This is a genomic window from Micromonospora noduli, assembly GCF_003264365.1.
GTDB lineage: Bacteria > Actinomycetota > Actinomycetes > Mycobacteriales > Micromonosporaceae > Micromonospora > Micromonospora noduli.
The window spans coordinates 13,378-37,190 of record NZ_PYAK01000023.1; the positions used below are offsets into that span (position 1 = coordinate 13,378).

Annotated in this window: 23 protein-coding genes; 18 read left to right on the top strand and 5 right to left on the bottom strand. The window is 72.2% G+C overall.

The window, feature by feature from the left end:
* Positions 1-115 precede the first annotated feature (115 nt).
* Positions 116-1,315 carry an ROK family transcriptional regulator gene (locus tag GUI43_RS18455; RefSeq protein ID WP_112699358.1) on the bottom strand — a complete coding sequence of 400 codons (1,200 nt, stop codon included), beginning with the start codon at positions 1,313-1,315 and terminating at the stop codon, positions 116-118.
* 235 nt (positions 1,316-1,550) lie between these two features.
* Here GUI43_RS18455 and GUI43_RS18460 point away from each other — a divergent pair, with 235 nt between their 5' ends.
* From GUI43_RS18460 to GUI43_RS18480, 5 genes are all read left to right on the top strand, one after another.
* Positions 1,551-2,849 carry an ABC transporter substrate-binding protein gene (locus GUI43_RS18460; RefSeq protein ID WP_112590117.1) on the top strand — a complete coding sequence of 433 codons (1,299 nt, stop codon included), beginning with the start codon at positions 1,551-1,553 and terminating at the stop codon, positions 2,847-2,849.
* A gap of 70 nt (positions 2,850-2,919) precedes the next feature.
* Positions 2,920-3,912, top strand: coding sequence for a carbohydrate ABC transporter permease (locus GUI43_RS18465; RefSeq protein WP_112590114.1), 993 nt, complete (start codon positions 2,920-2,922; stop codon positions 3,910-3,912).
* Positions 3,905-4,744, top strand: a complete 840-nt coding sequence (locus GUI43_RS18470; RefSeq protein ID WP_091398610.1) for a carbohydrate ABC transporter permease — start codon at positions 3,905-3,907, stop codon at positions 4,742-4,744. Before GUI43_RS18465 ends, GUI43_RS18470 begins: the two co-directional genes overlap by 8 nt.
* Before the next feature lie 29 nt (positions 4,745-4,773).
* Positions 4,774-6,150, top strand: coding sequence for a GH1 family beta-glucosidase (locus GUI43_RS18475; RefSeq protein WP_112590112.1), 1,377 nt, complete (start codon positions 4,774-4,776; stop codon positions 6,148-6,150).
* 109 nt (positions 6,151-6,259) lie between these two features.
* Positions 6,260-6,928, top strand: a complete 669-nt coding sequence (locus tag GUI43_RS18480) for a TMEM175 family protein (RefSeq protein ID WP_112590109.1) — start codon at positions 6,260-6,262, stop codon at positions 6,926-6,928.
* Here the strand turns inward: GUI43_RS18480 and GUI43_RS18485 are convergent.
* Positions 6,888-7,496 carry a nucleotidyltransferase family protein gene (locus GUI43_RS18485; protein WP_170158751.1) on the bottom strand — a complete coding sequence of 203 codons (609 nt, stop codon included), beginning with the start codon at positions 7,494-7,496 and terminating at the stop codon, positions 6,888-6,890. The two genes, GUI43_RS18480 and GUI43_RS18485, sit on opposite strands and share 41 nt — an antisense overlap.
* A gap of 126 nt (positions 7,497-7,622) precedes the next feature.
* Between GUI43_RS18485 and GUI43_RS18490 the strand changes: the two genes are divergently transcribed.
* From GUI43_RS18490 to GUI43_RS18515, 6 genes are read left to right on the top strand one after another with little or no spacing between them, the layout of a single operon-like run.
* Positions 7,623-8,120, top strand: coding sequence for a 2Fe-2S iron-sulfur cluster-binding protein (locus tag GUI43_RS18490; RefSeq protein WP_181518587.1), 498 nt, complete (start codon positions 7,623-7,625; stop codon positions 8,118-8,120).
* A complete protein-coding gene (locus tag GUI43_RS18495) occupies positions 8,117-9,100 on the top strand; it encodes an FAD binding domain-containing protein (protein ID WP_112590100.1) in 984 nt (327 codons plus the stop codon). Before GUI43_RS18490 ends, GUI43_RS18495 begins: the two co-directional genes overlap by 4 nt.
* Entirely contained in the window at positions 9,097-11,187 is a 2,091-nt protein-coding gene (locus GUI43_RS18500; RefSeq protein WP_112699359.1) for a xanthine dehydrogenase family protein molybdopterin-binding subunit, read from the top strand. Before GUI43_RS18495 ends, GUI43_RS18500 begins: the two co-directional genes overlap by 4 nt.
* A 28-nt stretch (positions 11,188-11,215) precedes the next feature.
* Positions 11,216-11,581, top strand: coding sequence for an ArsR/SmtB family transcription factor (locus GUI43_RS18505; RefSeq protein ID WP_112590094.1), 366 nt, complete (start codon positions 11,216-11,218; stop codon positions 11,579-11,581).
* Positions 11,581-12,222: an SRPBCC family protein gene (locus GUI43_RS18510; RefSeq protein WP_112590092.1), complete on the top strand. Its 642-nt coding sequence runs from the start codon at positions 11,581-11,583 to the stop codon at positions 12,220-12,222. The genes GUI43_RS18505 and GUI43_RS18510 overlap by 1 nt, the downstream gene beginning before the upstream one ends.
* Before the next feature lie 59 nt (positions 12,223-12,281).
* Positions 12,282-12,797: an NUDIX domain-containing protein gene (locus tag GUI43_RS18515; RefSeq protein WP_112590089.1), complete on the top strand. Its 516-nt coding sequence runs from the start codon at positions 12,282-12,284 to the stop codon at positions 12,795-12,797.
* Positions 12,798-12,905: 108 nt separating this feature from the next.
* Here the strand turns inward: GUI43_RS18515 and GUI43_RS18520 are convergent, their stop codons facing one another.
* Together GUI43_RS18520 and GUI43_RS18525 are read right to left on the bottom strand one after the other, a co-directional pair.
* Positions 12,906-14,339 carry an ATP-binding protein gene (locus tag GUI43_RS18520; protein WP_112699360.1) on the bottom strand — a complete coding sequence of 478 codons (1,434 nt, stop codon included), beginning with the start codon at positions 14,337-14,339 and terminating at the stop codon, positions 12,906-12,908.
* A gap of 98 nt (positions 14,340-14,437) precedes the next feature.
* On the bottom strand, positions 14,438-16,096 hold the full coding sequence (locus GUI43_RS18525; RefSeq protein ID WP_112590084.1) for an NAD(P)/FAD-dependent oxidoreductase: 1,659 nt from the start codon (positions 16,094-16,096) through the stop codon (positions 14,438-14,440).
* Between the two features lie 151 nt (positions 16,097-16,247).
* Between GUI43_RS18525 and GUI43_RS18530 the strand changes: the two genes are divergently transcribed.
* The 7 genes from GUI43_RS18530 (at position 16,248) to GUI43_RS18565 (ending at position 23,311) form a co-directional block, all read left to right on the top strand.
* On the top strand, positions 16,248-18,485 hold the full coding sequence (locus GUI43_RS18530; protein WP_112699361.1) for a hypothetical protein: 2,238 nt from the start codon (positions 16,248-16,250) through the stop codon (positions 18,483-18,485).
* Positions 18,486-18,510: 25 nt separating this feature from the next.
* On the top strand, positions 18,511-19,002 hold the full coding sequence (gene smpB, locus GUI43_RS18535) for an SsrA-binding protein SmpB (RefSeq protein WP_112590079.1): 492 nt from the start codon (positions 18,511-18,513) through the stop codon (positions 19,000-19,002).
* Between the two features lie 128 nt (positions 19,003-19,130).
* Complete coding sequence (locus GUI43_RS18540; RefSeq protein WP_112590077.1) at positions 19,131-19,523, top strand: SCO5389 family protein; 393 nt, start codon at positions 19,131-19,133, stop codon at positions 19,521-19,523.
* A 569-nt stretch (positions 19,524-20,092) separates the two neighbouring features.
* Positions 20,093-20,515 carry a TOBE domain-containing protein gene (locus tag GUI43_RS18550; protein ID WP_112699363.1) on the top strand — a complete coding sequence of 141 codons (423 nt, stop codon included), beginning with the start codon at positions 20,093-20,095 and terminating at the stop codon, positions 20,513-20,515.
* Between the two features lie 131 nt (positions 20,516-20,646).
* Positions 20,647-21,414: a molybdate ABC transporter substrate-binding protein gene (modA, locus tag GUI43_RS18555; RefSeq protein WP_428842220.1), complete on the top strand. Its 768-nt coding sequence runs from the start codon at positions 20,647-20,649 to the stop codon at positions 21,412-21,414.
* Complete coding sequence (gene modB / locus GUI43_RS18560; protein ID WP_112699364.1) at positions 21,411-22,247, top strand: molybdate ABC transporter permease subunit; 837 nt, start codon at positions 21,411-21,413, stop codon at positions 22,245-22,247. The genes modA and modB overlap by 4 nt, the downstream gene beginning before the upstream one ends.
* Positions 22,244-23,311, top strand: a complete 1,068-nt coding sequence (locus tag GUI43_RS18565) for an ABC transporter ATP-binding protein (protein WP_112590061.1) — start codon at positions 22,244-22,246, stop codon at positions 23,309-23,311. The genes modB and GUI43_RS18565 overlap by 4 nt, the downstream gene beginning before the upstream one ends.
* Before the next feature lie 84 nt (positions 23,312-23,395).
* Here GUI43_RS18565 and GUI43_RS18570 read toward each other — a convergent pair whose 3' ends face one another.
* Positions 23,396-23,809: a type II toxin-antitoxin system Phd/YefM family antitoxin gene (locus GUI43_RS18570; RefSeq protein WP_112699365.1), complete on the bottom strand. Its 414-nt coding sequence runs from the start codon at positions 23,807-23,809 to the stop codon at positions 23,396-23,398.
* Positions 23,810-23,813: the final 4 nt, after the last annotated feature.

Consider the following 23,813-nt stretch of genomic DNA (forward strand, 5'->3'; position numbering starts at 1 on the left):
CGTAGGAGTGTTGCGGCGAGATTGCGACGGCGTCAAGACATCGATCTATAACTTCGTTATTTATCCCGAGGATTCTTTTTGGGTAATTTGCCGACGGCGCCGCAGTCGTCCCCGCTCAGCGGCGGACGCCACCCTCGGTGAGGAAGCGGGCGATCGGGAGGGTTGCCGCGCCCAGCGCCACCGCGTCCACCCCGAGCCGGCACAACTCGATCGACGCCTGCTCGTACGGCTGGCGTAGCGCCTGCCGGCCTGCCGCCTCCCGCACGGCCGGCAGCAGGTCGCCGAGGGCCATCGCCGCCCAGCCGCCGAGCACCACGCGCTCCGGGTTGAACAGGTTGATCAGGTTGGCCACCCCGGCGCCGAGGTAGCCGGCGGTGTCCTCCAGCACGCGTCGGGCGGTGGCCGAGGTCTCGGCGGCGGCGACCAACGCGGCGATCTGGGACTCCTCGTCCTCGCCCGGCACCGGTCGACCGCGGCGCGCCTCCCGGTAGCGGTCGATGATCGCCTCCGCCCCCACGTACGCCTCCAGGCACCCGCGCGCGCCGCACCGGCAGACCCGGCCGCCGTACACCAGCGTGGTGTGCCCCCACTCCCCCGCGCTGCTGGACGCGCCCCGGTAGGTGGCGCCGTTGGTCACCACCGACGCGCCCACCCCGGAGCCGACAAGCGCGAAGACGGCGTGCCGGGCGCCCCGGCCGGCGCCGAACCACATCTCGGCCTGGCCGAGGGTCTTCGCGCCGTTGTCGATGTGCAGCGGCAGGTCGGTGCCGGCGCCGATCAGACGCTCCAGCGGCACCCCGTCCCAGCCGAGAGCCTGGGCGTGCACGACGGCCTCGGTGCCCTGCTCGACCACGCCGGAGACGCCGATGCCGACGCCGAGCACATCGCCGGGGGCCACCCCGGCCTGGCCGGTGACCGCCTCGATGCCGGCCAGCACGTGCCCGGCCACCAGGTCGGGCTCGGTGCGGGCCGGGTCGAGCGGGTACTCGACGCTGGCCAGCAGGGTCATCGCGAAGTCGAACAGCTCCACCCGGACCCGGGTCTCGCCGACGTCCACGCCGATCAGGAAGGCGAAGCGGGGCGCGATCCGCAGCAGCATGCTGGGCCGGCCGCCGTCGGACTCGGCGGCGCCGGCCTCGACGACCAGCCCTTCGTCGATCATGTCGGCCACCACGTTGCTGACCGCAGGTTGGCTCAGCCCGGTGCTGCGCACCAGGTCCTGCCGGGTGAGCGGGCCGTCCAGGAAGAGCTTGGTCAGCAGGGCGGACCGGTTGCGCAACCGCACGCTGCGGTTGGTGGCTCGCGCCAGCTCCACTCGTCACCTCGTTCCCGTCGGCCGTTCGAGGCGACTGTAACCGCCTCGTGCTTGACGACCCACCAGCCAGCAACTTTAATGACGACATAATTTAAGCCGTGATGTAACTCCCGGGAAACGCCGACGGACCCCGACGGCGCACCCCCGAACCCTGTCCGCAGCCGGCCCCCGTCGCCCGACCCCTATCGGTGACGAAGGCCGGCGGACCCCCACCACGCACCGGAAGGGCTGACCCGTGTCGAGACGACACCTCGGGATATTCACCGCCGCCGTACTGGCGGCCGCCTCGCTGACCGCCTGCGGAGGCTCCGGCGACGACTCCGCCGCATCGCCCAAGACACTCACCTACTGGGCCAGCAACCAGGGCGCCAGCCTGGAGGCCGACAAGACCATCCTCCAGCCGGAGTTGGACAAGTTCGAGAAGCAGACCGGGATCAAGGTCACCGTCGAGGTGGTCCCCTGGTCGGATCTGCTCAACCGCCTGCTGGCCGCCGCCGCCTCCGGCAAGGGCCCGGACGTGGTCAACATCGGCAACACCTGGTCGGCGTCGTTGCAGGCCACCGGCGCGCTGGTCGAGTTCGACGACGCCGCCCTGCAGGCCGTCGGCGGCAAGGATCGGATCGTGCCCGCCGCGCTCGCCGCCGCCGGCGCCCCCGGCAAGCCGCCGGCCGCCGTGCCGCTCTACAGCATGGCGTACAGCCTGTACTACAACAAGAAGTCGTTCGCCGACGCCGGCATCACCGCGCCGCCGACCACCTGGGAGCAGCTCGCCGAGTACGGCAAGAAGCTGAGCACCGGCGGCAAGTGGGGCCTGGCGATCGAGGGTGCCAACCCGTCGGAGAACGCCCACCACGCCTTCACCTTCAGCCAGCAGTACGGCGGCGAGTGGTTCGACTCGGCCGGCAAGCCGACCTTCGACACCCCGCAGAACGTCTCGGCGATCAAGCGGTACATCGACTTCATGGCCGCCGACAAGATCACCAACCCGAGCAACGCCGAGTACGCGCAGAACCAGTCGGTCTCCGACTTCGCCAACGGCAAGGCCGCCATGCTGCTGTGGCAGTCCGCCGGGTCGAACCTGAAGACGCAGAACATGCCCGCCGACGCGTACGGGGTGGCCCCGGTGCCGTTCCTGGCCAGCCCGCCGGCCGGCGGCAAGAAGGTCAACAGCATGGTCGCCGGGATCAACATGGCGGTCTTCAAGCACACCAAGAACAAGGACGGCGCGCTGAGCTTCGTCAAGTTCATGACCAGCGACGAGGAGCAGACGATCCTCAACAAGACGTACGGCTCGCTGCCTGCGGTGAAGACCGCGGCCTCCGACCCGGCGTTCAGTGCCACGGAGCAGAAGACCATCCAGGAGACCCTGGTCACCACCGCGGCCCCGCTGCCGCAGGTGCCCGACGAGAGCACCTTCGAGACCCTGGTCGGCACCGCGATGAAGGAGTTGTTCGCCGACGCGGCCAGCGGCAAGCCGGTCACCGAGGCGTCGGTGAAGGCCAAGCTGACCGACGCGCAGCAGAAGATGCGCTGACCCAGGCGTCACCGGTGGCCGTGGTCGGGCGCTGAGCCCGGCCACGGCCACCGCCTCCGAGAGGACCCCGATGGCAACCAGCACCACCGCGCCGGACGCCGACCGGCGCGAACCCCGGGCCGGGTCGCCGACCCGGGGGCCGGCCCGCCGGCCCCGCGGCCCCCGCCGCTCGCTCCTGCCGTACCTGCTGCTCGCACCGGCCATCGTGCTGGAACTCGCCATCCACGTGATCCCCATGGTCGTCGGGGTCTGGATGAGCCTGCTGGAGCTGACCCAGTTCCACATCCGCGACTGGTCCACCGCGCCCTTCATCGGGCTGGAGAACTACCGGGCGACGCTCGACCTGAACAGCGCCGCCGGCAAGGAACTGCTGCACTCGTTCTGGATCACCCTGGCCTACAGCCTGCTCTCGGTCGGGTTCGCCTGGCTGCTCGGCATCTCGGCGGCGGTCGTCCTGCAACGGCCGTTCCGTGGACGGGCGATCCTGCGGGCGCTGTTCCTCACCCCGTACGCGCTGCCGGTCTACGCCGCCGTGATCACCTGGAGCTTCCTGCTGCAACGCGACACCGGCCTGGTCAACCACGTGCTCGTGGACCAGCTCGGGCTGATGAACGAACGGCCCTTCTGGCTGATCGGCGACAACAGCTTCTGGTCGCTGCTGGTCGTGTCGGTCTGGCGCAACTGGCCGTTCGCGTTCCTGTGCCTGATGGCCGGGTTGCAGAACGTGCCCGGCGAGCTGTACGAGGCCGCCGCCATCGACGGCGCCGGGTTCTGGCGCCGGCTGCGCTCGGTCACCCTGCCGATGCTGCGGCCGGTCAACCTGGTGCTGCTGCTGGTGCTGTTCCTGTGGACGTTCAACGACTTCAACACCCCGTTCGTGCTGTTCGGCGGCTCCGCGCCGGAGCAGGCCGACCTGATCTCCATCCACATCTACCGCAGCTCCTTCAAGACCTGGGACTTCGGCTCCGGGTCGGCGATGTCGGTGGCGCTGCTGCTGTTCCTGCTGGTCGTCTCGGCCGCGTACCTGCTGATCACCAACCGTCGGAGGGACGACCATGCGTGAGACCGCCGGTGAGCGCTGGGGCCGGCGCATCGTGCTGACCCTGCTCACCCTCTTCGTCGTCATCCCGCTCTACGTGATGGTCACCTCGGCGGCCAAGCCGTTGCAGGACGTGCAGAACGGCTTCACCTGGTGGCCCAGCCGACCCACCCTGCAACCGTTCATCGACATGTGGAGCACCGTGCCGCTGGCCCGGTACCTGGTGAACAGCCTGGTGGTGTCGAGCATCGCGGCGGTCTGCTCGGTGGCGGTGGCCATCTTCGCCGCGTTCGCGGTGAGCCGGTACCGGTTCCGCGGTCGCGGTGTCTTCTCGGTGACGGTGCTGTCCACGCAAATGTTCCCCGGCATCCTGTTCCTGCTGCCGCTGTTCCTCATCTACGTCAACCTGGGCAACGCCACCGGCATCGAGCTGTACGCCAGCCGTACCGGCCTGGTCATCACGTACCTGACCTTCTCGCTGCCGTTCTCGATCTGGATGCTGGTCGGCTACTTCGACTCGATCCCCCGGGGTCTGGACGAGGCGGCGCAGGTCGACGGCGCCGGTCCGCTGCGCACCCTGTTCCAGGTCATCCTGCCGGCCGCCGTGCCCGGCGTCGTCGCGGTCACCGTGTACGCGTTCATGACCGCGTGGGGTGAGGTGCTCTTCGCGTCGGTGATGACCGACGAGGGCAGCCGCACCCTGGCCGTCGGCCTGCAGGGTTACTCCACCCAGTTCAACGTCTACTGGAACCAGATCATGGCCGCCTCGCTGGTGGTCAGCATCCCGGTCGTCGTCGGGTTCCTGGCCCTGCAGCGCTACTTCGTCGCCGGCCTCACCGCCGGCGCGGTCAAGTGAGTCATCCAACCCCAGAGGAGAACCGACCCGTGCCCGACCTGTCCAAGCTGCCACCCGACTTCCTCTGGGGTGTCGCCACGGCGGCGTACCAGATCGAGGGGGCCGTCGACGTCGACGGCCGGGCGCCGTCCATCTGGGACACCTTCTCGGCGACCCCCGGCAACGTCGACAACGGCGACACCGGCGCGGTGGCGTGCGACCACTACCACCGGTGGCCGGAGGACCTGGCGCTGCTGCGCCGACTCGGCGTGGACGCGTACCGTTTCTCGGTGGCCTGGCCCCGGGTCATGCCCGACGGCGTCGGGCGGGTCAACGCCGCCGGGCTGGACTTCTACGACCGGCTCGTCGACACGTTGCTCGCCGACGGGATCCGGCCGTTCGTCACGCTCTACCACTGGGATCTGCCGCAGGTCCTTCAGGACCGGGGTGGTTGGCCGGAGCGCGCCACCGCCGAGGCGTTCGCCGACTACGCGGCGGTGGTCGCCGCCCGCCTCGGTGACCGGGTCGCCGACTGGTGCACCGTCAACGAGCCGCTCTGCGTGTGCTGGATCGGGCACCTGGAGGGCAACATGGCCCCCGGCGAGCGGGACCTCACCCGGGCGGTGCACGCCTCGCACCACGTGCTGCTCGGGCACGGGTTGGCCACCCAGGCGATCCGCGCCAACGCGACCCGCCCGCCCTCGGTGGGTCTGGTGGTCAACCTCAGCCCGATCGAGGCGGCGACCGACCGACCCGAGGACGTCGCGGCGGCCCGCCGGGCCGACGGGCACGTCAACCGGTGGTGGCTGGACCCCATCCACGGGCGCGGCTACCCGGCCGACATGATCGCCACCTACGGCGTCGAGCCGCCGGTACGCGACGGCGACCTGGCGGTGATCGCCACGCCGACGGACTTCCTCGGGGTGAACTACTACTTCCGCCAGCTGGTGGTCGACGACCCGACCGGTCCGGCCCCGTACGCCCGGCAGGTGCCGGTGCCCGGCTCGGTGGAGACCGCGATGGGCTGGGAGATGTACCCGGCGGGTCTGGAGCGGCTGCTCGTCGACGTGCACGAGGAGTACCGGCCGGGCCGGATCATCGTCACCGAGAGTGGCTCGGCGTGGTCGGACGAGGTCACCTTGGACGGCACGGTGGAGGACAAGGAACGCACCGACCACCTGGAGCAGCACCTGGCCGCGTGCGCGTCGGCGGTGGCCCGAGGGGTTCCCCTGGACGGCTACTTCGTCTGGTCGCTGCTGGACAACTTCGAGTGGGCGTACGGCTACGACAAGCGCTTCGGGCTGGTGCACGTCGACTACGCCACCCAGCGCCGGACGGTGAAGGCGAGCGGTCTGCGCTACGCCGAGTTGATCCGCGCCCACCAGCGGCTCGCCCGCACCACCGGCAGCGCGACGCCGGTGGCCTGAACGGGGGCGGTGCGAGCGGCCGCCCGGGGTTTCGACCCCGGGCGGCCGTTCCCGTCCGGATCGGAGGAAACCGCCACCGACCGCGTCGCCGAGTGGCTAGCCTGCGGCAATGTCCGCAGCACCCGACGAGGTCGAGCAGCCCGACCCCAAGGGGCGAGTCTCCGCCACCGACCGGATGACGGCCTTCAGCGACGGCGTCTTCGCCATCGTCATCACGCTGCTGGTCATCGAGCTACGGGTGCCCGAGTACCACGAGGGCGAACTCCTCACCGGCCTGCTCGGCGAGGGCGCCTCCTACCTGGCCTTCGTGGTGTCCTTCGTCTACATCGGGGTGCTCTGGCTCAACCACCACGCGCTGCTGCGGCTGATCCGAGGCACCACGCTCACGCTGAGCTGGATCAACCTCGGTGTGCTCTTCGGCGCGGTGATCATTCCCTTCCCCACCGCGGTGCTGGCGTCCGCGTTCACCCACGGCGACACCGACGACCAACGCGCGGCCGTCGCCCTGTACGCGCTGGCCGCGGCCCTGATGTCGGCCCCCTGGCTGGTGTTCTTCGGCTACCTGCACCGCCACCCGGCACTGCTGGAGCGTCGGGTCAGCCCCGAGTACGTGCGTACGCAGCGGCTGCGACCGGTCACCGGCCTGATCCTGTACGGGCTCAGCGGTCTGCTCGGCTGGTTCGTCAGCCCGCTGCTGGGCCTGATCGGCGTCATCGTCATGATCACCTATCACGCGGTCACCAGCGAGGGGCTGCCCCGCTGGCTGACCCGCCGCTGAGCGGGCGGAGTCGGAGCAGGTCGGCCGGGGTGTCCACGTCGGCCGGGGACCCGACGTCGTCACAGGGCACCTCGACCACCAGATCCGGCCGGTCGCGCAGCAGGTCGCGAGCGCCCCGGTCGCCGAGGGCATACCCGCTCAGGAGCGGCCAGGTTCGTCGAGCCAGCAGGATCGGGTGCCCGCGCCGGCCGGCGTAGGTGGCGACCGCGACGACCGCGCCGTCGGCGTACGCAGTGCGCACCCGGCGCACCGCGACCGGGCTGAGCAGCGGCTGGTCCACGAGGACCACGACGGCGGCCGGTACGTCGGCCGGCAGCGAGGCCAGGCCCCGCAGCAGCGACGAGCCCAACCCGTTGGACCAGCGGTCGTGCCGGACCGGCACGGCGCCGGGCAGGTCGGGCATCTCGTCGGCGCCCGCGCCGAGCACCACGTGCACGGGTGCGCAGCCGCCGTCGCCGAGCAGCCGGACCGCGCGCCGCACCAGCGGCTCGCCGTCCAGCTCCACCAGCGCCTTCGGTCGGCCGTAGCGCCGCCCGGCGCCGGCGGCGAGCAACAGTCCGGCGGTCACCGTCGTCACCTCCCGTACGAAGGGCTTTGCGTTATTCGCCCTGAGATATACCGACAAAGCTAGTCTGGGCCGGTGCAGGGCGGAGGAGAGAACGCGACGACGATCGACGAGCGCCACTCGTCCCGGGTGACGGTCGAGGTCAACGGCGCGTCCCGTGCGGTGACCCTGGACAACCGCACCACCCTGCTCGACACGCTGCGCGAGCATCTCGACCTGACCGGGGCGAAGAAGGGCTGCGACCACGGCCAGTGCGGCTCCTGCACGGTGCTGCTCGACGGCCGCCGGGTGAAGAGCTGCCTGGTCTTCGCGGTCACCGTGGACGGCCGGTCGGTGGTGACAGTCGAAGGACTGGCGGGTCCGGACGAGCTGTCTCCGTTGCAGGCCGCTTTCATCGCGCACGACGCGTTCCAGTGCGGCTACTGCACCCCCGGGCAGCTCTGCTCCGCCCGCGGCATGCTCGACGAGGTCTCCCGAGGTTGGCCCAGCGCTGTCACCGACGACCTGAACACGCCCGCCGAGCTGACCGACGCGGAGATTCGCGAGCGGATGGCCGGCAACCTGTGCCGCTGCGCCGCGTACCCGCACATCGTCGCGGCCGTGCGCGAGACGGCGGCGTCCTCGTGAAGGCGTTCCGCTACCACCGGCCCGCCGACGTGGCCGACGCGGTCGCCGTGCTGGCGGCCGAACCGCAGGCCGCCTACCTGGGCGGCGGAACCAACCTGGTGGACCTCATGAAGCTCGGGGTGCAACGCCCCGACGTGCTGGTGGACGTGACCCGGCTTCCACTCGACACCGTCGAGGGGCTGCCCGACGGTGGGCTGCGGATCGGCGCGACAGTCCGCAACAGCGACCTCGCTGCCCACCCGGTGGTACGCCGCGACTACCCGGTGCTGGCCCGCGCCCTGCTCGCCGCCGCCTCCGGACAGCTGCGCAACATGGCCACCACCGGCGGCAACCTGTTGCAGCGCACCCGCTGCGTCTACTTCCAGGACACCGGCAAGGCGTGCAACAAGCGAGAGCCGGGCAGCGGTTGCGCCGCTCTGCACGGCCAGAACCGCGACCTGGCCGTGCTGGACTGGTCCGAGCAGTGCGTGGCCACCCACCCGTCCGACCTGGCCGTCGCGCTGGCCGCCCTCGACACGGTGGTGGAGGTGCACGAGGCCGACGGCCCCCGTGACGTCCCGATCGCCGACTTCTACCGCTCCCCCGGCACCCAGCCGGAACGGGAGACCACAGTGACCCGGGGCGCGCTGATCACCGCCGTACGGCTGCCGCCCCTACCGGCCGCGCGCCGCTCGACGTACCTCAAGGTGCGCGACCGGGCCTCGTTCGCCTTCGCCGTCGGCTCGGTGGCCGCGGTGCTGGACCTCGACGGGGACGTGGTTCGCGACGTGCGGCTGGCGTACGGGGCGGTGGCGCACCGGCCGTGGCGGGCGTACCGGGCCGAGCAGGAGCTGCGCGGTCGTCAGTTCAGCCCGGAGCTGGCGGCACGGGCCGCCGACGCGGAGCTGGCCGAGGCGCGCCCGTTACGACACAACGGCTTCAAGCTGCCACTGACCCGGGCCATCACCGTGCGGGCGCTCAGCGAACTGGCGTCGTCGTGAGCACCGGGGCGGTCGGACGGGCGTACCCCCGGCTGGAGGGCCCGGCGAAGGTCACCGGCACGGCCCGGTACGCGGTGGAGTACCCGGTGGACGGGGTCACCTACGGCTGGGCGGTGCCGTCGGCGGTGGTGCGGGGCCGGATCACCCGGATCGACATGACGGAGGCGCTGGCCTCGCCCGGTGTGCTGGCCGTGGTGCACCACGGCAACGCGCCCCGGATGGCGCCCGGCCCGCAGCCGGAGCTGCGGCTGTTGCAGGAGCCGACTGTGCACTACCGGGGGCAGTACGTCGCCGTGGTGGTGGCCACCAGCCTGGAGGCGGCCCGCGAGGGCGCCCGGCTGGTCCGGATCGACTACGACACCGGCCCGCACAGCACCGTGCTCACCGACGACCATCCCGGCCTGTACAAGCCGGACCAGGTCAACCCCAGCTATCCGACGGACACCGCCGAGGGCGACTTCGACGCCGGGTACGCGGCCGCCCCGGTGCGGGTGGACGCCACGTACCGCACCCCGGCGTACCACAACAACCCGATGGAACCGCACGCCACGACGGCGCAGTGGCACGACGGACGGCTGCTGGTGCACGACTCCAACCAGGGCGCGTCGTCGGTGCGGGCCACCCTCGCAGAGCTGTTCGAGGTGTCTCCGGAGTCGGTGCGGGTCGTGACCGAGCACGTCGGCGGCGGTTTCGGCAGCAAGGGCTACGCCAAGGCCGCGGTGGTGCTGACCGCCCTGGCGGCCCGGCACGTGGACCGCCCGGTGAAGCTGGCGCTGACCCGCCAGCAACTGTTCGGGCCGGTCGGCTACCGCACCCCCACCATCCAGCGGGTCCGCCTCGCCGCCGACACCGACGGCCGGCTCACCGCCATCTGCCACGACGCGATCAGCCAGACCTCGACCATCCGCGAGTTCGCCGAGCAGACCGCCGTCTACACCCGCAGCATGTACGCGGCACCGCACCGCCGCACCACGCACCGGCTGGTCCGCCTCGACGTGCCCACGCCGTTCTGGATGCGCGCCCCCGGGGAGTGCCCCGGCGCGTACGCCCTGGAGTCGGCGGTGGACGAGCTGGCCATCGCCGTCGGCATGGACCCGGTGGAGTTGCGCATCCGCAACGACACGGCTGTCGACCCCGACCAGGGGCGCCCGTTCACCAGCCGCAACCTGGTGGCCTGCCTGCGCGAGGGCGCACAGCGGTTCGGCTGGGCGGACCGGGACCCGACGCCCCGCGCCCGGCGCGACGGGCGCTGGCTGGTCGGCACGGGGGTGGCCGGGTCGAGCTACCCGGCCCGCGCCCGGCCGTCGTCGGCCAGAGCCACCGCCCGCCCCGACGGAAGCTTCCTGGTCCAGATCAACGCCACCGACATCGGCACCGGCGCCCGGACGGCGATCTGGCAGGTGGCCGCCGACGCGCTCGGTGTGCCGCCGGAGCTGGTGGAGATCCACATCGGCGACACCATCCTGCCGACCGCGCCGGTGGCCGGGGGCTCGATGGGCACCGCCAGTTGGAGCTGGGCGGTGATACGCGCCGCGCAGGCGCTGCGCGAGAAACTGCGCGACGGCGGGCCGCCGACCGGCGAGGTGACCGCCGAGGCGGACACCACCGAGGAGGTGGGTGGGCAGCCGGCGCTGCCCCGGTACGCGTACGGGGCGCACTTCGTCGAGGTGCGGGTCGACGCGGACACCGGCGAGGTACGGCTGAATCGGATGCTCGGGGTGTTCGCGGCGGGGCGGGTGGTGAACCCGACGACGGCGCGCAGTCAGCTCATCGGCGGCATGACGATGGGGCTGTCGATGGCGCTGCACGAGGAGGGCGTGCTCGACGAGCGGTACGGCGACTGGGTCAACCACGACCTGGCCACCTACCACATCACCGGCTGCGCGGACGTGGAGTCCATCGAGGCGTACTGGTTGGACGAGCGGGACGACGAGCTGAACCCGGCCGGGGTGAAGGGCCTCGGCGAGATCGGCATCGTCGGCGCCGCGGCGGCGGTCGCCAACGCGGTGCACCACGCGACCGGCGTACGGATCCGGGAACTGCCGATCCGGCTGGACAAGCTTATCGGAGTATCAGACTTGCCTTAAATAAGCCGTCAGTGATACAACTGTCGTCGTGCACGCCTTCGACGTGCTGGGCGATCCGGTCCGGCGCCGCATCCTGGAACTGCTCGCCGGTGGCGAGCAGACCGCTGGCGCGGTCAGCGCGGTCATCCGCGAGGAGTTCGGCATCTCCCAGCCCGCCGTGTCCCAGCACCTCAAGGTGTTGCGCGACAACGGCTTCGCCACCGTGCGGCCAGAGGGCACCCGGCGGCTCTACGCGGTCGACCCACGCCCACTGCGCGAGGTCGACGGCTGGCTGGAGCACTTCCGCCGGTTCTGGACCCCACCCCTGGCGGCACTCGCCACCGAGCTGGCCCGGGGCCGACGCGAGCGTCGGCTGCGCGGGCCCGCCGACAAACCCGACGAGAGGAACACCTGATGTTCGACGCCACCGAGCAGATCAACGCCGTCCAGCGGAAGGTCGGCAGCCGCACCCTGGAAGCCGGTGAGGCGCGGGTCACCACGATCAGCCAGACCTACCAGGCGACGGCCGAGGATCTGTGGGACGCCTGCACCAGCGCCGAGCGCATCCCGCGCTGGTTCCTTCCGATCTCCGGTGACCTGCGGCTGGGTGGCACGTACCAGCTCCAGGGCAACGCCCACGGCAACGTCGAGAGCTGTGAGCCGCCGCACCGCTTCACCGCCACCTGGGAAATGGGCGGCGAGGTGAGCTGGATCGAGGTGCGGGTCACCCCCGTCGGCGACGAGCGGGCCCGCCTCGACCTGGACCACATCGCGCACGTCGACCAGGACCGGTGGGCCCAGTTCGGGCCGGGCGCGGTCGGCGTCGGCTGGGACCTCGGGCTGCTCGGCCTCGCCTCGCACCTGGCCGGCGACGGCAGCGGGATCACCCCCGAGCAGGGCGCCGAGTGGACCGCCTCCGCCGAGGGACGACGGGCCATGGAGCTGAGCAGCCAACTGTGGTGCGAAGCGAGCATCGCCGCTGGCACCGACGCCGACGAGGCGAAGGCCGCCGCCGAACGCACCACCGCCTTCTACACGGGCGACCCGGCAGCCTGAGCCCGGGACGAGGCGGCGGCGCGACGGTCTGGGCGGGGGTCGGAGTAACGTGCTGCGGCATGACCGGCACGCCGTACTCGCACTGCTCCTACTGCGGCGCCGCCTACCCGCCGGCCGCCGGATGGCCGCGAGTCTGCGCGGTCTGCGGCGAGACCGTCTGGCGCAACCCGCTGCCGGTGGCGGTCGCGGTGCTGCCGGTCCGCACCGCCGAGGGCCTGGGTGTGGTGGTGGTCCGCCGGGACATCGAGCCGGCCCGCGGCCTGCTCGCGCTGCCCGGCGGCTTCATCGAGTACGGCGAGGAGTGGTCCGACGCCCTCGTGCGGGAGCTGCGGGAGGAGACCGGCCTGATCGCGGCGGCCGAGGACGCCCGCCTGTTCGCGGTGCACGGCGCACCGGCGGGCGGCACGATGATGGTCTTCGGAGTGCTGCCCGAGCGGGCGGCCCAGGACCTGCCACCGTCGGCGCCGACCGAGGAGGCGACCGAGTGGCTGGTGCTCACCGACCCGGTCGAGCTGGCGTTCTCCACCCACACCCGGGTACTCGCCGACTTCCTCACCCCCAACCACCCCGCCTGATCCCTGCACCCCACCCCGCGATCTTGCACTTACTGTGCCGACACAAGGCGGCGTACCACCCATATCGACAACCGAAACTGCAAGATCGGCGCGGCGGACGCGGGGACTTCAGTGCGGTGCGTCCTCGGTGATCGGCAGCAGGACCCGGAAGGTGGTACGCCCCGGCTCGGTCTCCACCCGGATGTCGCCGTGGTGTTTGTGCACCACGATCCGGTACGAGATGTCCAGCCCCAGGCCGGTGCCCGCGCCGACCGGCTTGGTGGTGAAGAACGGCTCGAAGATGCGCGGACGCACCTCCGGCGGGATGCCCGGCCCGGTGTCGGTGATCTCCACCGCCAGTTGGTCGCCGACCCGTCCGGTACGGACGGTCAACACACCCTTCTCCCCCATCGCGCCCAGCGCGTTGTCAATCAGGTTGGTCCACACCTGGTTCAGCTCGGCCGCGTACGCCGGGACCGGTGGGAGGCCCCGGTCGTACTCGCGGGCCAGCTTGACCTCGGCGGGGATCTTGCCCTTGAACATCACCAGCGTGGCGTCGAGCAGGTCGTGCACGTCCACCACCCGGTGCGGCGCGCGGTCCAGCTGCGAGTACTGCTTGGCGGCGTCCACGAGCCCCGAGATCCGGGTGACCGCGTCGCCGATCTCGCGCATCAGCAGCTCGGTGTCGACCGTGTAGGTGAGCCAACGCACCGCCGCCTCCAGGTCCGCGGCGCCGACCGCGGCCTTGACCTGCGCCAGCCAGGCCGCGTCGAGCCCACCGCCGACCAGGATCGGCGCCAGGTCCCAGGCCCCGCCGACGCCATGGTCCTCCAGCCAGTCGGTGAGAGTGTCCTCGGCGTCGGCGGTGGCCATCGGGGTCAGCTTCGGCGCGGTGGCCACCCGGGCGACCGCCTCCTCCTGCAAGGCGACCAGGCCGTGCAGGGCGCTTCCGTCGAGCCGCCCGTCGGCGATCATGGCGAGCTTGTGCCGCATCCCGGCGACCCGGTCCCGCAGAACCGACGTGGCCCGCACCGCCGCCGCGGCCGGATTGTTCAGCTCGTGGGTCAACCCCGCCGAGAGCGAACCGAGGGCCAGCAACCGCTCCCGCTCACCGACGATGGCCTGACTGTCCCGCATCCCGAAGAACAGCCCCTCCAACAGGTGCATGGGCATCGGGAACCACGACCGCAGGGCGTACGCGAAGTCCTCCGCCGGCAGCACGAAGAACTCCGCGTCGGTCACCGCCCGCAGGCTGTTGCGGTAGATCTGGTCGACCTGGTCACCCAGGTACGCCTGAGTGGCCCCGCCGTACACCCCGCGCTGGTCGGTCCGGCTGACCTCGACGTCGTCGCCGCGCACCAGGCGACTCAACGCCACCGCCCCCCGCACCAGCACGAAGAAGCAGGTCGCGGGCTCACCCTCGCCGTACACGAGGGTGCCGCCGGCGCGCTGCTCGACCCGGCCGTGCTCGGCCAGCCAGTCGAGCTGCCCGTCGTCGAGCGCCTCGAACAGGAACAGGGTGCGCAACTGCGCCGGTGTCAGCCGGTCAGACTCGGTGGTCACAGGGACTCCTTCGCTCGCGACTGCGGGGCTCGCAAACCCGGCTCACTCCTCGCGCTCACCGGGACTCCTTCGCTCGCGACTGGGCTCGCAGAATTGGCTCACTGGGCCTCCAGGTAGCGGTGCACCAGCGACACCGCCATCGCACCCTCGCCGACGGCCGAGGCGACCCGCTTGACCGACTCGGCCCGCACGTCGCCGGCGGCGAACACGCCCGGCACGCTGGTCTCCAGGTGGTACGGGTCGCGCGACAGCGACCAGCCGGCCGGCCGCCGCCCCCCGGCAAGCAGATCCGGACCGGTCACGATGAAACCACGGTCGTCGCGGACCAGCACCCCGTCCAGCCAGTCGGTGCGGGGCTCCGCGCCGATGAAGATGAACAGCCAGGAGGTGTCGACCGAGCGGGCCTCCCCGGTGCGGGTGTCGCAGAGGGTGAGCCGTTCCAGGTGGTCCTCCCCCGCCCCGCCGACCACGGCGGTGTGCGGGTGCACGGTGATCCGGTCGATCCGTTCCAGCTGGTCGATCAGGTAACGCGACATCGAGTTGGTCAGGTCCGCACCACGGATGAGCAGGTGCACCCTCGACGCGTACCGGGAGAAGTGGACCGCCGCCTGGCCGGCGGAGTTCGCCCCGCCGACGATGTAGACGTCCTGCTCGACGCAGCTCGGCGCCTCGGTGGCGGCGGCGCCGTAGAACACCCCCCGCCCGGTGAAGTCGGCCAGCCCCGGGGCGTCGAGCACCCGGTACGAGACGCCGGTGGCCAGCACCACTGTGTGCGCGGCGATCTCGGTGCCGTCGCCGAAGCGCAGCAGCCGGGCACCGCCGGCCTCGCTGAGACCGACCACCTCCCGGGCGCTGAGCAGCTCGGCGCCGAACTTGACCGCCTGCCGCCGAGCCCGATCGGTCAACTGCGCGCCGGAGACACCGTCCGGGAAGCCCAGGTAGTTCTCGATGCGGCTGCTCTGCCCGGCCTGACCGCCGGTCGCCCGTCGCTCAACGAGCACGGTGCGCAGCCCCTCCGACGCGCCGTACACCGCCGAACCGAGACCGGCGGGGCCGCCGCCGATCACCACCAGGTCGTAGAAGTCACACGCCGGCACCACCGTCAACCCGGCCAGCGCGGCCAACTCGGCCTCGCTCGGGGCGACCAACGCCTTGCCCTCCGGCGTCACCACCAGCGGTACGTCCGCCTCGGTGGCCCCGGCCGCGTCGAGCAACCGGACGCCCTCCGGATCGTCGGACAACAGCCACCGGTACGGCACCAGGTTGCGGGCCAGGAAGTCGCGGACCTTGAACGACGGGGCCGACCAGCGGTGCCCGACGACCCGGATCTCCGCGCTGGCCGCGTCCGGGGTGACCGCCCACGCCTCCAGCAGCCCGTCGACCACCGGGTACAGCTTCTCCTCCGGCGGGTGCCAGGGCTTGAGCAGGTAGTGGTCCAGGTCGACCACGTTGATGGCCTCGATCGCGGCGTCGGTGTCCGCGTACGCGGTGAGCAGCACCCGGCGGGCCGCCGGGAAGATGTCCATGGCCGCTTCCAGGAACTCGACGCCGGTCATCTCCGGCATCCGGTGGTCGGCCAGCAGCAGCGCCACCTGTTCGCCGCGCAGTTTGACCTCGCGCAGCGCGTCCAGCGCCTCCGGGCCGGAGGACGCCCGCAACACCCGGTAGCGGTCGCCGTAGCGGCGCCGGATGTCCCGGGCCACCGCCCGGGACACCACGGGGTCGTCGTCGACGGTCAGGATCACCGGGTTCGCCATGGCGCCATGAAATCACCTGTCGAGGGTCGACCGCACCATCGCCAAGGCCCGGCCCACGGTTGACCGCCTCGCAGACGGGTAAGCCGGGAAGCCGCGCGGGTGGCCGGACATCGACGACCCGCCCGGTTGCCGCGCGAACCTCGGGGGGCCCATGGCGGACGCGACACCGACCGGACCGACGACGTCGGGCGGGATCGTGGAGCTGCGGGTGCACGGTGTCTCCGGCGCGGGCGCGGACCAGGTGTTGGACCGGCCGTACGTGCACCAGGTCGCCGGAGACCGCAGCGGAGGTTTCTACCGACCCCGACCCGGCTATCCCGACTCCACCGGAACGGACGGGGTGACGCTGGAGGCGTACCGCTGGAGTGACCTGCCCTCCGGCACTGCCGTGCGGACGCTGTCGCTGGTCTTCCTGCTGCCGTTCATGCTCTGCAACGTGGCGCTCTGGATGCGTCCGGCGAACACCGTCTCGCAGCGCGGCTTCATGGCGTTGTGCCGGGTGCTCGCCCTCACGCTCACCGTGCTCTACGTGCTCTCCATCGTCGGGGTGGCGCTGGACCTGGTCGCGTGGCGCTGCATGGACACCCCGTCCTGCCTGTCCGGCCGGAGCTGGCTGTCCTGGCTCGGCGGGCGCCCGACCGGGCTGCGCCTGGGTGTGCTGGCGCTCGTGCCGGTCGCCGCCATCGGGCTCGTCTGGTGGTTGGGCGCTCGCCCGGGCCATTCGTTCGACGCGTTCCGGACGCCTTCGACGCTGACGTCGAAACACCAGTTGAGCGCCGTCGGCCAGTGGGACGGCGAGCCGCTGGTGGGCCGGTTGCGCTCGGTCCATGTCGCGGCGGCGTTCGCCACGCTGAGCGGCAGCCTGCTGGCCGCGCGAGCCAGCCAGCACCGCTCGTGGGTGATGGTGATCCTGTTGACGGCCACCGGGGCGGCGCTGCTGGCCTGCCTGGTCATGGTCACCGTGGTGCCGAGCATCGACCGCACCGACCGGTCGCCCCGGGTGGACGCCGTCTTCCGCGGGCTGCGCACCATCACCTGCGGCCTGACGATGCTGGTGATCGTGCACGTCGTCATCAGCCCGGCGCCGTGGCCGCAAGGCGGTGCGCTGCCCGGTTACGGCGCAATCGTGGCCTGGCTGTTCGTCAGTCAGACGGTCCTGGTGGTAGCGCTCGCCGTGCTGGTGATCTGGCGGCGGGGCGGCGGGCAGAGCCGGTCACCGATACGCGCGTTGGGAGCGCCGGTCTTCATGACGATCTCGGCCGGGCTCGCCGTGGCGTTCTCAGCCGAGCTGGTCTACCGGGTGGCGGACCTGCTCGATCGCGAAGGGACGACCGCGGACGGCCTGGAGACCAGCCCTCCCCTGGCGTACAAATGGGCGATCTTCGGGTTTTTCCTGGCCGTGGTGACCGCACTGCTGGTGGCCGGCCTGGTCACCAGGATGACCCGGCGCGGGCGGCGGCGGGCCGCGCGGGCGATCGTGGCCGCCGACTTCCCGGACGCGCCGCCGCGGGCGGCGGCCCGGCTGCGGCGGGTCGAGCAGGCGGTGGCCCGGGCCCGCTTCACCGAACGGTTGGAACCGCTCTCCGTGGTGTACGCCGGCCTGGCGGCGCTCGGCCTGGCCACCAGCGTGCTCGGCCTGCTCCAGCTCCCACCCGGCGACGTGGCGCAGCGCTACATCGGCGTGCCGGAGGGCATGGTCAACTTCCTGATCGGTTCGGGTAGCTACGTGATCGCCGCGATCCTGCTCGGCCTGGTGGTGGGCGGCATCTTCGCGTACCGGACGGCACAGTTCCGTCGGTACGTGGGGGTGCTCTGGGATCTGGGCACCTTCTGGCCCCGGGCGGCGCACCCGTTCGCGCCGCCCTGCTACGCCGAGCGGGCCGTGCCGGAGTTGGCCAAGCGCATCACCTACCTGGTCGAACAGGGGCAGGGTGTGCTGCTGGCCGGACACAGCCACGGCTCGGTGCTGCTCGCCGCCACGGTCCTGCAACTGCCCACCCGGATCACCGAGCGGGTCGCCCTGCTGACCTACGGGTCACCGCTGGGCCGGCTGTACTCCCGGCTCTTCCCGGCCTACGCCGACGAGCCGGCGCTGCGGGAGATCGGCGAACGGATCGGCTGGCGCTGGATCAACCTGTGGCGCGACACCGACCCGATCGGCGGCTGGATCTTCGCCTCCCACCGTCCCGGGGAGGCCGAGACGCTGACCGGTCCGCCGGCGACCGTGGACCGGCGGTTGACCGACCCGCAGGACGTGGTGCCGGCGCCCAGCGACAGCGTTCCACCACCGATCCTCGGACACTGGCCGTGTGAGTCGCAGGAGGCGTTCGGGGACGCCGTACGGGACCTGACCGCGCGACTGCTCGCCGAACGCCGGACGACCGGCTGAGGCAGCGGCCGGATATCGTCGCGGGGTGAGCCCCTCCAAGCAGCCCGAACGCCGGTTGATCGCCTCGAACAAGAAGGCCCGGCACGAGTACACAGTGCTGCGCACGTACGAGGCGGGCATCGTGCTGGTCGGCACCGAGGTGAAGTCGCTGCGCGAGGGGCGGGCCTCGCTGGTGGACGCGTTCGCGCACGAGCGCGACGGTGAGATCGTGTTGTACGGCCTGCACATCGCCGAGTACGCCTACGGCACGTGGACCAACCACGCCCCGCGCCGCAACCGCAAGCTGCTGCTGCACCGCGCCGAAATCGACCGGATCCTGGACAAGGTCCGCGAGGGTGGGGTGACCATGGTCCCGCTGTCGATGTACTTCGAGAACGGCTACGCCAAGGTCGAGTTGGCTCTCGCCAAGGGCAAGCGCTCCTACGACAAGCGGCAGACGCTGGCCGAGCGCGACGCCAACCGGGAGATCGCCCGCGAGCTGGGCCGGCATCTCAAGGGCCACCCCCGCCGGCCCTGACCTCCTTCGGATCGCGGTTCTTTCACGCGGCACGCCCTGCGGGTCGTTGACGTCCCTGCGATGACGTGGTCTGCTCAGTCGACGCCGTTATTGAAAACGGTAATCATTAGCTGAAGCGGAGGAGAACCATGTCACTCACCGTCCCGCCCGCCCTGCTCGACGCCGCCGAACGCGGCCCCATCGACGACGAGGCGTTCATCGCCTGCGTCCGCGACTCGCTGCCGTACGCCTGGGCCACCGTCAGCCGGGTGGTCGCGGAACTGGAGGCCGGCGACGCCGACCTGGCCGACAACGTCGTCCCGCCGCCCACCGACGCCGACCGGGGTCAACTGCTCCGCGCGCTGGCGAGCGACGCGATCCGCGCCGGCCTGGAGCGACACTTCGGCGTACGCCTGGCCTTCCAGAACTGCCACCGCGTCGCCGCGTTCCGCCCATCGGCCGTCGACAGCGAGCGCTACCGCCGCTTCGTGTCGACCCGTGGCCAACTGCTCAACCAGTCCCCCGAACTGCGCAACTGCTGACCGTCGCGGCGGGCGGGCTCACGCGAGCCCGCCCGCCGCACACCCCGCGCCCACACCACGCCCACCCCACGCCCACCCCGCGCCCACACCCCACGGCCACGGCCACGGCGACGGCGACGGCGACGGCGACGGCGACGGCGACGGCGACGGCGACGGCGACGGCGACGGCCCAAGATCTAGGCAACTTCCCGGATGTTGCTGCCTTCGGCGCGGGAGAGGCAGCAACATCCCTGATATTGCGCGGATCTTGAGGACGGACACCGGGCCCGACCGACCGGGTGCGGGTTTTGGGGCGCCCCGCGCCCCGCGCCCCGCGCCCCGCGCCCCGCGCCCCGCGCCCCGCGCCCCGCGCCCAAGATCGTGCTCGAACCAGGATGCAGTGGCTTCATCGGTACGCGACACCACTACTTCCTGGTTCGAGCGCGATCTTGCGGGAGCGCCCAAGGAGGGCCGCAGGCGTCCGGACGCCGAGCAGAAGGGCGCGAATGCTGGCCTTGCGGCCCTCAGTGAACGCGGTTGCTGCCAATGTCGGGCTTTCCCCCTGGCAGGTGCGGGTTTAGGGTGAGCGGGTGACGACGTACCGGATCGGGGAGGCGGCCGACCTGCTCGGCGTCAGCGCCGACACCATTCGCCGCTGGGTGGACGCCGGGCGCCTGCCGGCCGGGCGCGACGAGCACGGCCACCGGGTCGTCGACGGCGTCGACCTGGCGTCGTTCGCTCGCGCTCAGGCCACCGACCCGGATGCGGGCGCCGAGTTCTCCTCGGCCCGCAACCGGTTGCGCGGCATCGTCGTCGACGTCCGTAAGGACACGGTGATGGCCCAGGTCGACATCCAGGCAGGCCCGTTCCGGGTCGTTTCGCTGATGAGCCGGGAGGCCGTCGACGAGCTGGACCTGCGGGTCGGTTCGGTGGCCGTTGCGGTGATCAAGTCGACCACGGTCGTGGTGGAGCGGGCCGCACCCGCCCCGGCGCGCGGACGGTCGGCCAGATGAACGCGGGGACTGCCGGGCGGATGAACGCGCGGACGGCCGGGCGGATGAACGCGCGGACGGCGGGGCGGATAGACGCACGGACGGCCGGGCGGATAGACGCGCGGGGCAGGCGTACGGCGGTGGCCGTGCTGGTGGCAGCCGGCCTGGCGGTCACCGGCCTGGCGGTGACCGGCTGCAGCGCGGGCGACGGCCGGGCAACCGGCAGCGGTGGGGACGGGCGGGTGACCGGCCCGGTGACCGTGTTCGCGGCCGCCTCGCTGACCGAGTCGTTCACCCGGATCGGGAAGGACTTCGAGGCCGCCAACCCGGGCAGCCGCGTGACCCTCAACGTCGCCGGCAGTTCCGCCCTGGCCAACCAGATCACCCAGGGCGCGCCGGCGGACGTGTTCGCCTCGGCCGCCCCGGCGAACATGGCCACGGTTGTCGAGGCCGGCGACGCCGACGGCACGCCGAGCGTCTTCGCCCGCAACCAGCTGGTGATCGCGGTGCCCGGGGGCAACCCGAAGGCGGTGGTCGGCCTGGCCGACCTGACCAACCCGGGTGTGAAGGTGGCGCTCTGCGCCAGTCAGGTTCCCTGCGGCGCTGCGGCCCGCACCGCCCTGGACGCGGCCGGCGTCGCGCTGACGCCGGTCACCCTGGAACGGGACGTCAAGGGTGCGCTCGCCAAGGTGAAGCTCGGCGAGGTCGACGCGGCACTGGTCTACCGAACGGACACGCGGGTGGCGAGCGCCGACGTGACCGGTGTGGAGTTTCCCGAGTCGGCGCGGGCGGTCAACGACTACCCGATCGTCGCGTTGAAGAACGCGCCGAATCCGGACGGCGCACGGGCCTTCGTCGCGTACGTCCGCTCGGCGCCGGCGCAGGCGGTCCTCGCCGAGGCGGGGTTCCAGGCTCCGTGAGGCAGGTCCACGACCACAACACACCCCACCGTCGGCCGCCCACGTCTCGACGGCGGGGGCGGGTGCCGGCGGCGCTGCTGATCCCCGCCGGGCTGGGGTTGCTGTTTCTCGTCCTGCCGTTGGCGGGGCTGCTGATCCGGGCACCGTGGACGACCCTGCCGGAGCGGCTCACCGAGCCGGGAGCGTTGACCGCACTGCGGCTGTCGGTGCAGACCGCCACCCTGGCCACCGCGCTCTGCCTGCTGCTCGGGGTGCCGCTCGCCTGGGTGCTGGCCCGGGTCGAGTTTCCCGGCCGTCGGCTGGTACGCGCGCTGGTCACCGTGCCGCTGGTGCTGCCGCCGGTGGTCGGTGGGGTGGCGCTGTTGCTGGTCTTCGGCCGGCGCGGCCTGCTCGGCGGCTGGCTCGACAGCACGTTCGGCGTCACCCTGCCCTTCACCACCACGGGTGTCGTGCTGGCCGAGGCGTTCGTCGCCATGCCGTTCCTGGTGATCGCCGTGGAGGGTGCGTTACGCGCCGCCGACCACCGCTTCGAGGAGGCCGCGGCGACGTTGGGCGCCAGTCGGTGGACCACCTTCACCCACGTCACGCTGCCGCTGGTGGCGCCCGGTCTGGCCGCCGGGGCGGTGCTCTGCTGGGCGCGGGCGCTCGGCGAGTTCGGTGCCACCATCACCTTCGCCGGCAACTACCCCGGCCGGACGCAGACCATGCCGCTCGCGGTCTACCTGGCGTTGGAGACGGACCTGGAGTCGGCGATCGTGCTCAGCCTGGTGCTGCTCGTCGTGTCGGTAGGCATCCTGGTGGCGTTGCGGGACCGCTGGATGACCACCGCATGAGCGACCGGCTTCTCGACGCGCGGCTCGTCGTCGACCGGGGCGTCTTTCGGCTCGACGTGCCGCTGCGGGTCGCGCCGGGCGAGGTGGTGGCGCTGCTCGGCCCGAACGGCGCCGGCAAGACCACCGCGCTGCGGGCGCTGGCCGGGCTGCATCCCCTCACCGACGGGCACGTCACCCTCGACGACGTCGACCTGGACCGCCCGGCGACCGGTGGCTGGGTGCCCACCGAACGCCGGTCGATCGGCGTGGTCTTCCAGGACTACCTGCTCTTTCCGCACCTCAGCGCATTGGACAACGTGGCCTTCGGGCCGCGCCGGCACGGCGTCGAGCGGCGGGCCGCCCGCGCCACGGCCCTGGAGTGGCTGGGTCGGGTGGGGCTTGACGCGCAGGCGCAGCGCCGGCCGCGGCAGCTCTCCGGCGGTCAGGCGCAGCGGGTGGCGCTGGCCCGCGCGTTGGCCGTGGCGCCGTCGCTGCTGCTGTTGGACGAGCCACTCGCCGCACTGGACGCCCGCACCCGGCTGGACACCCGCGCGGAGCTGCACCGGCACCTGTCGGCGCACGCGGGCGCGACGGTGCTGGTCACCCACGATCCGCTGGACGCGCTGGCGTTGGCCGACCGGCTGGTCATCGTCGAGGGTGGCCGGGTGGTGCAGGAGGGCGACGGGCCGAGCGTCACCGCCCGCCCGCGCACCGACTATGTCGCTCGGCTGGTCGGGCTGAACCTGTACCGGGGTCGCGCCGACGGGCACGGGGTGCGGGTTTCGCCGGAGCTGACCCTCACGGTCGCCGACCGGTTGGACGGCGAAGCGTTCGTGGCGTTCCGTCCGGCCGCGGTGGCTCTACACCCGGCCCGGCCGGAGGGCAGCCCACGGAACACCTGGGCCGGCACCGTGGCCGGCGTCCAGCGCCACGGTGACAACGTGCGGGTGCAACTGGACGGACCGATCGGGGTGGCAGCCGACGTCACGCCGGCCGCCGCCGCCCAGCTGCGGCTGATTCCCGGCCAGCGGGTCTGGGTGGCGGTCAAGGCGACCGAGACCCACGCGTACCCGGCCACCGGCTGACCCGACGCCGGCCACATCGTCACCGGGGGTGGACCGGGCCGGCGCGTCCCTCGCCGCCGCCCGCGGCAAGCAGACCGCCGCGAGTCAGCCGGCGAGCAGGTCGGCGTGTGCGGCGCGCAGCCGGGCCAGCGTCGGGTCGCTGCCCGGGACGACCCGGCTGTCCAGCTCGGCCCACGCCTCGGCCAGCGCCGCGCGGACCGCGCCAAGCTCGGCGGCGTGTCGTTGTGTGCTGCGTCGGTGCTGCTCTTCGAGGCGGCGGGCCCAGCCGGCGGTGACCGTCGCGAGCCGGTCGGCGTCGGCGCGGGCCTGGGCGCCGCTGCGGGCGGCTGCGGCGGGGACGATCGCGGCGACCGGGCGGGGATCGCCGTCGCGGGTGACGACGGTGACCGCGTCGGTCAGCTCGCCCAGCGCGACGAGCTGACTGAACCGGGTGCGCGCCTCACGCAGCGGCACGGAACGCGGCGGGTCGGAACGAGGGGTGAGCGCGGGGACGGCCATGGAT

Bases quoted from the DNA above. Each gene is read 5' to 3' on its own strand.
- GUI43_RS18530 (WP_112699361.1), top strand. From the start codon at position 16,248: ATGGCGGACGCGACACCGACCGGACCGACGACGTCGGGCGGGATCGTG.
- GUI43_RS18525 (WP_112590084.1), bottom strand. From the start codon at position 16,096: ATGGCGAACCCGGTGATCCTGACCGTCGACGACGACCCCGTGGTGTCC.
- GUI43_RS18570 (WP_112699365.1), bottom strand. From the start codon at position 23,809: ATGGCCGTCCCCGCGCTCACCCCTCGTTCCGACCCGCCGCGTTCCGTG.
- GUI43_RS18465 (WP_112590114.1), top strand. From the start codon at position 2,920: ATGGCAACCAGCACCACCGCGCCGGACGCCGACCGGCGCGAACCCCGG.
- GUI43_RS18470 (WP_091398610.1), top strand. From the start codon at position 3,905: ATGCGTGAGACCGCCGGTGAGCGCTGGGGCCGGCGCATCGTGCTGACC.
- GUI43_RS18565 (WP_112590061.1), top strand. From the start codon at position 22,244: ATGAGCGACCGGCTTCTCGACGCGCGGCTCGTCGTCGACCGGGGCGTC.
- GUI43_RS18510 (WP_112590092.1), top strand. From the start codon at position 11,581: ATGTTCGACGCCACCGAGCAGATCAACGCCGTCCAGCGGAAGGTCGGC.
- GUI43_RS18515 (WP_112590089.1), top strand. From the start codon at position 12,282: ATGACCGGCACGCCGTACTCGCACTGCTCCTACTGCGGCGCCGCCTAC.
- GUI43_RS18540 (WP_112590077.1), top strand. From the start codon at position 19,131: ATGTCACTCACCGTCCCGCCCGCCCTGCTCGACGCCGCCGAACGCGGC.
- GUI43_RS18480 (WP_112590109.1), top strand. From the start codon at position 6,260: ATGTCCGCAGCACCCGACGAGGTCGAGCAGCCCGACCCCAAGGGGCGA.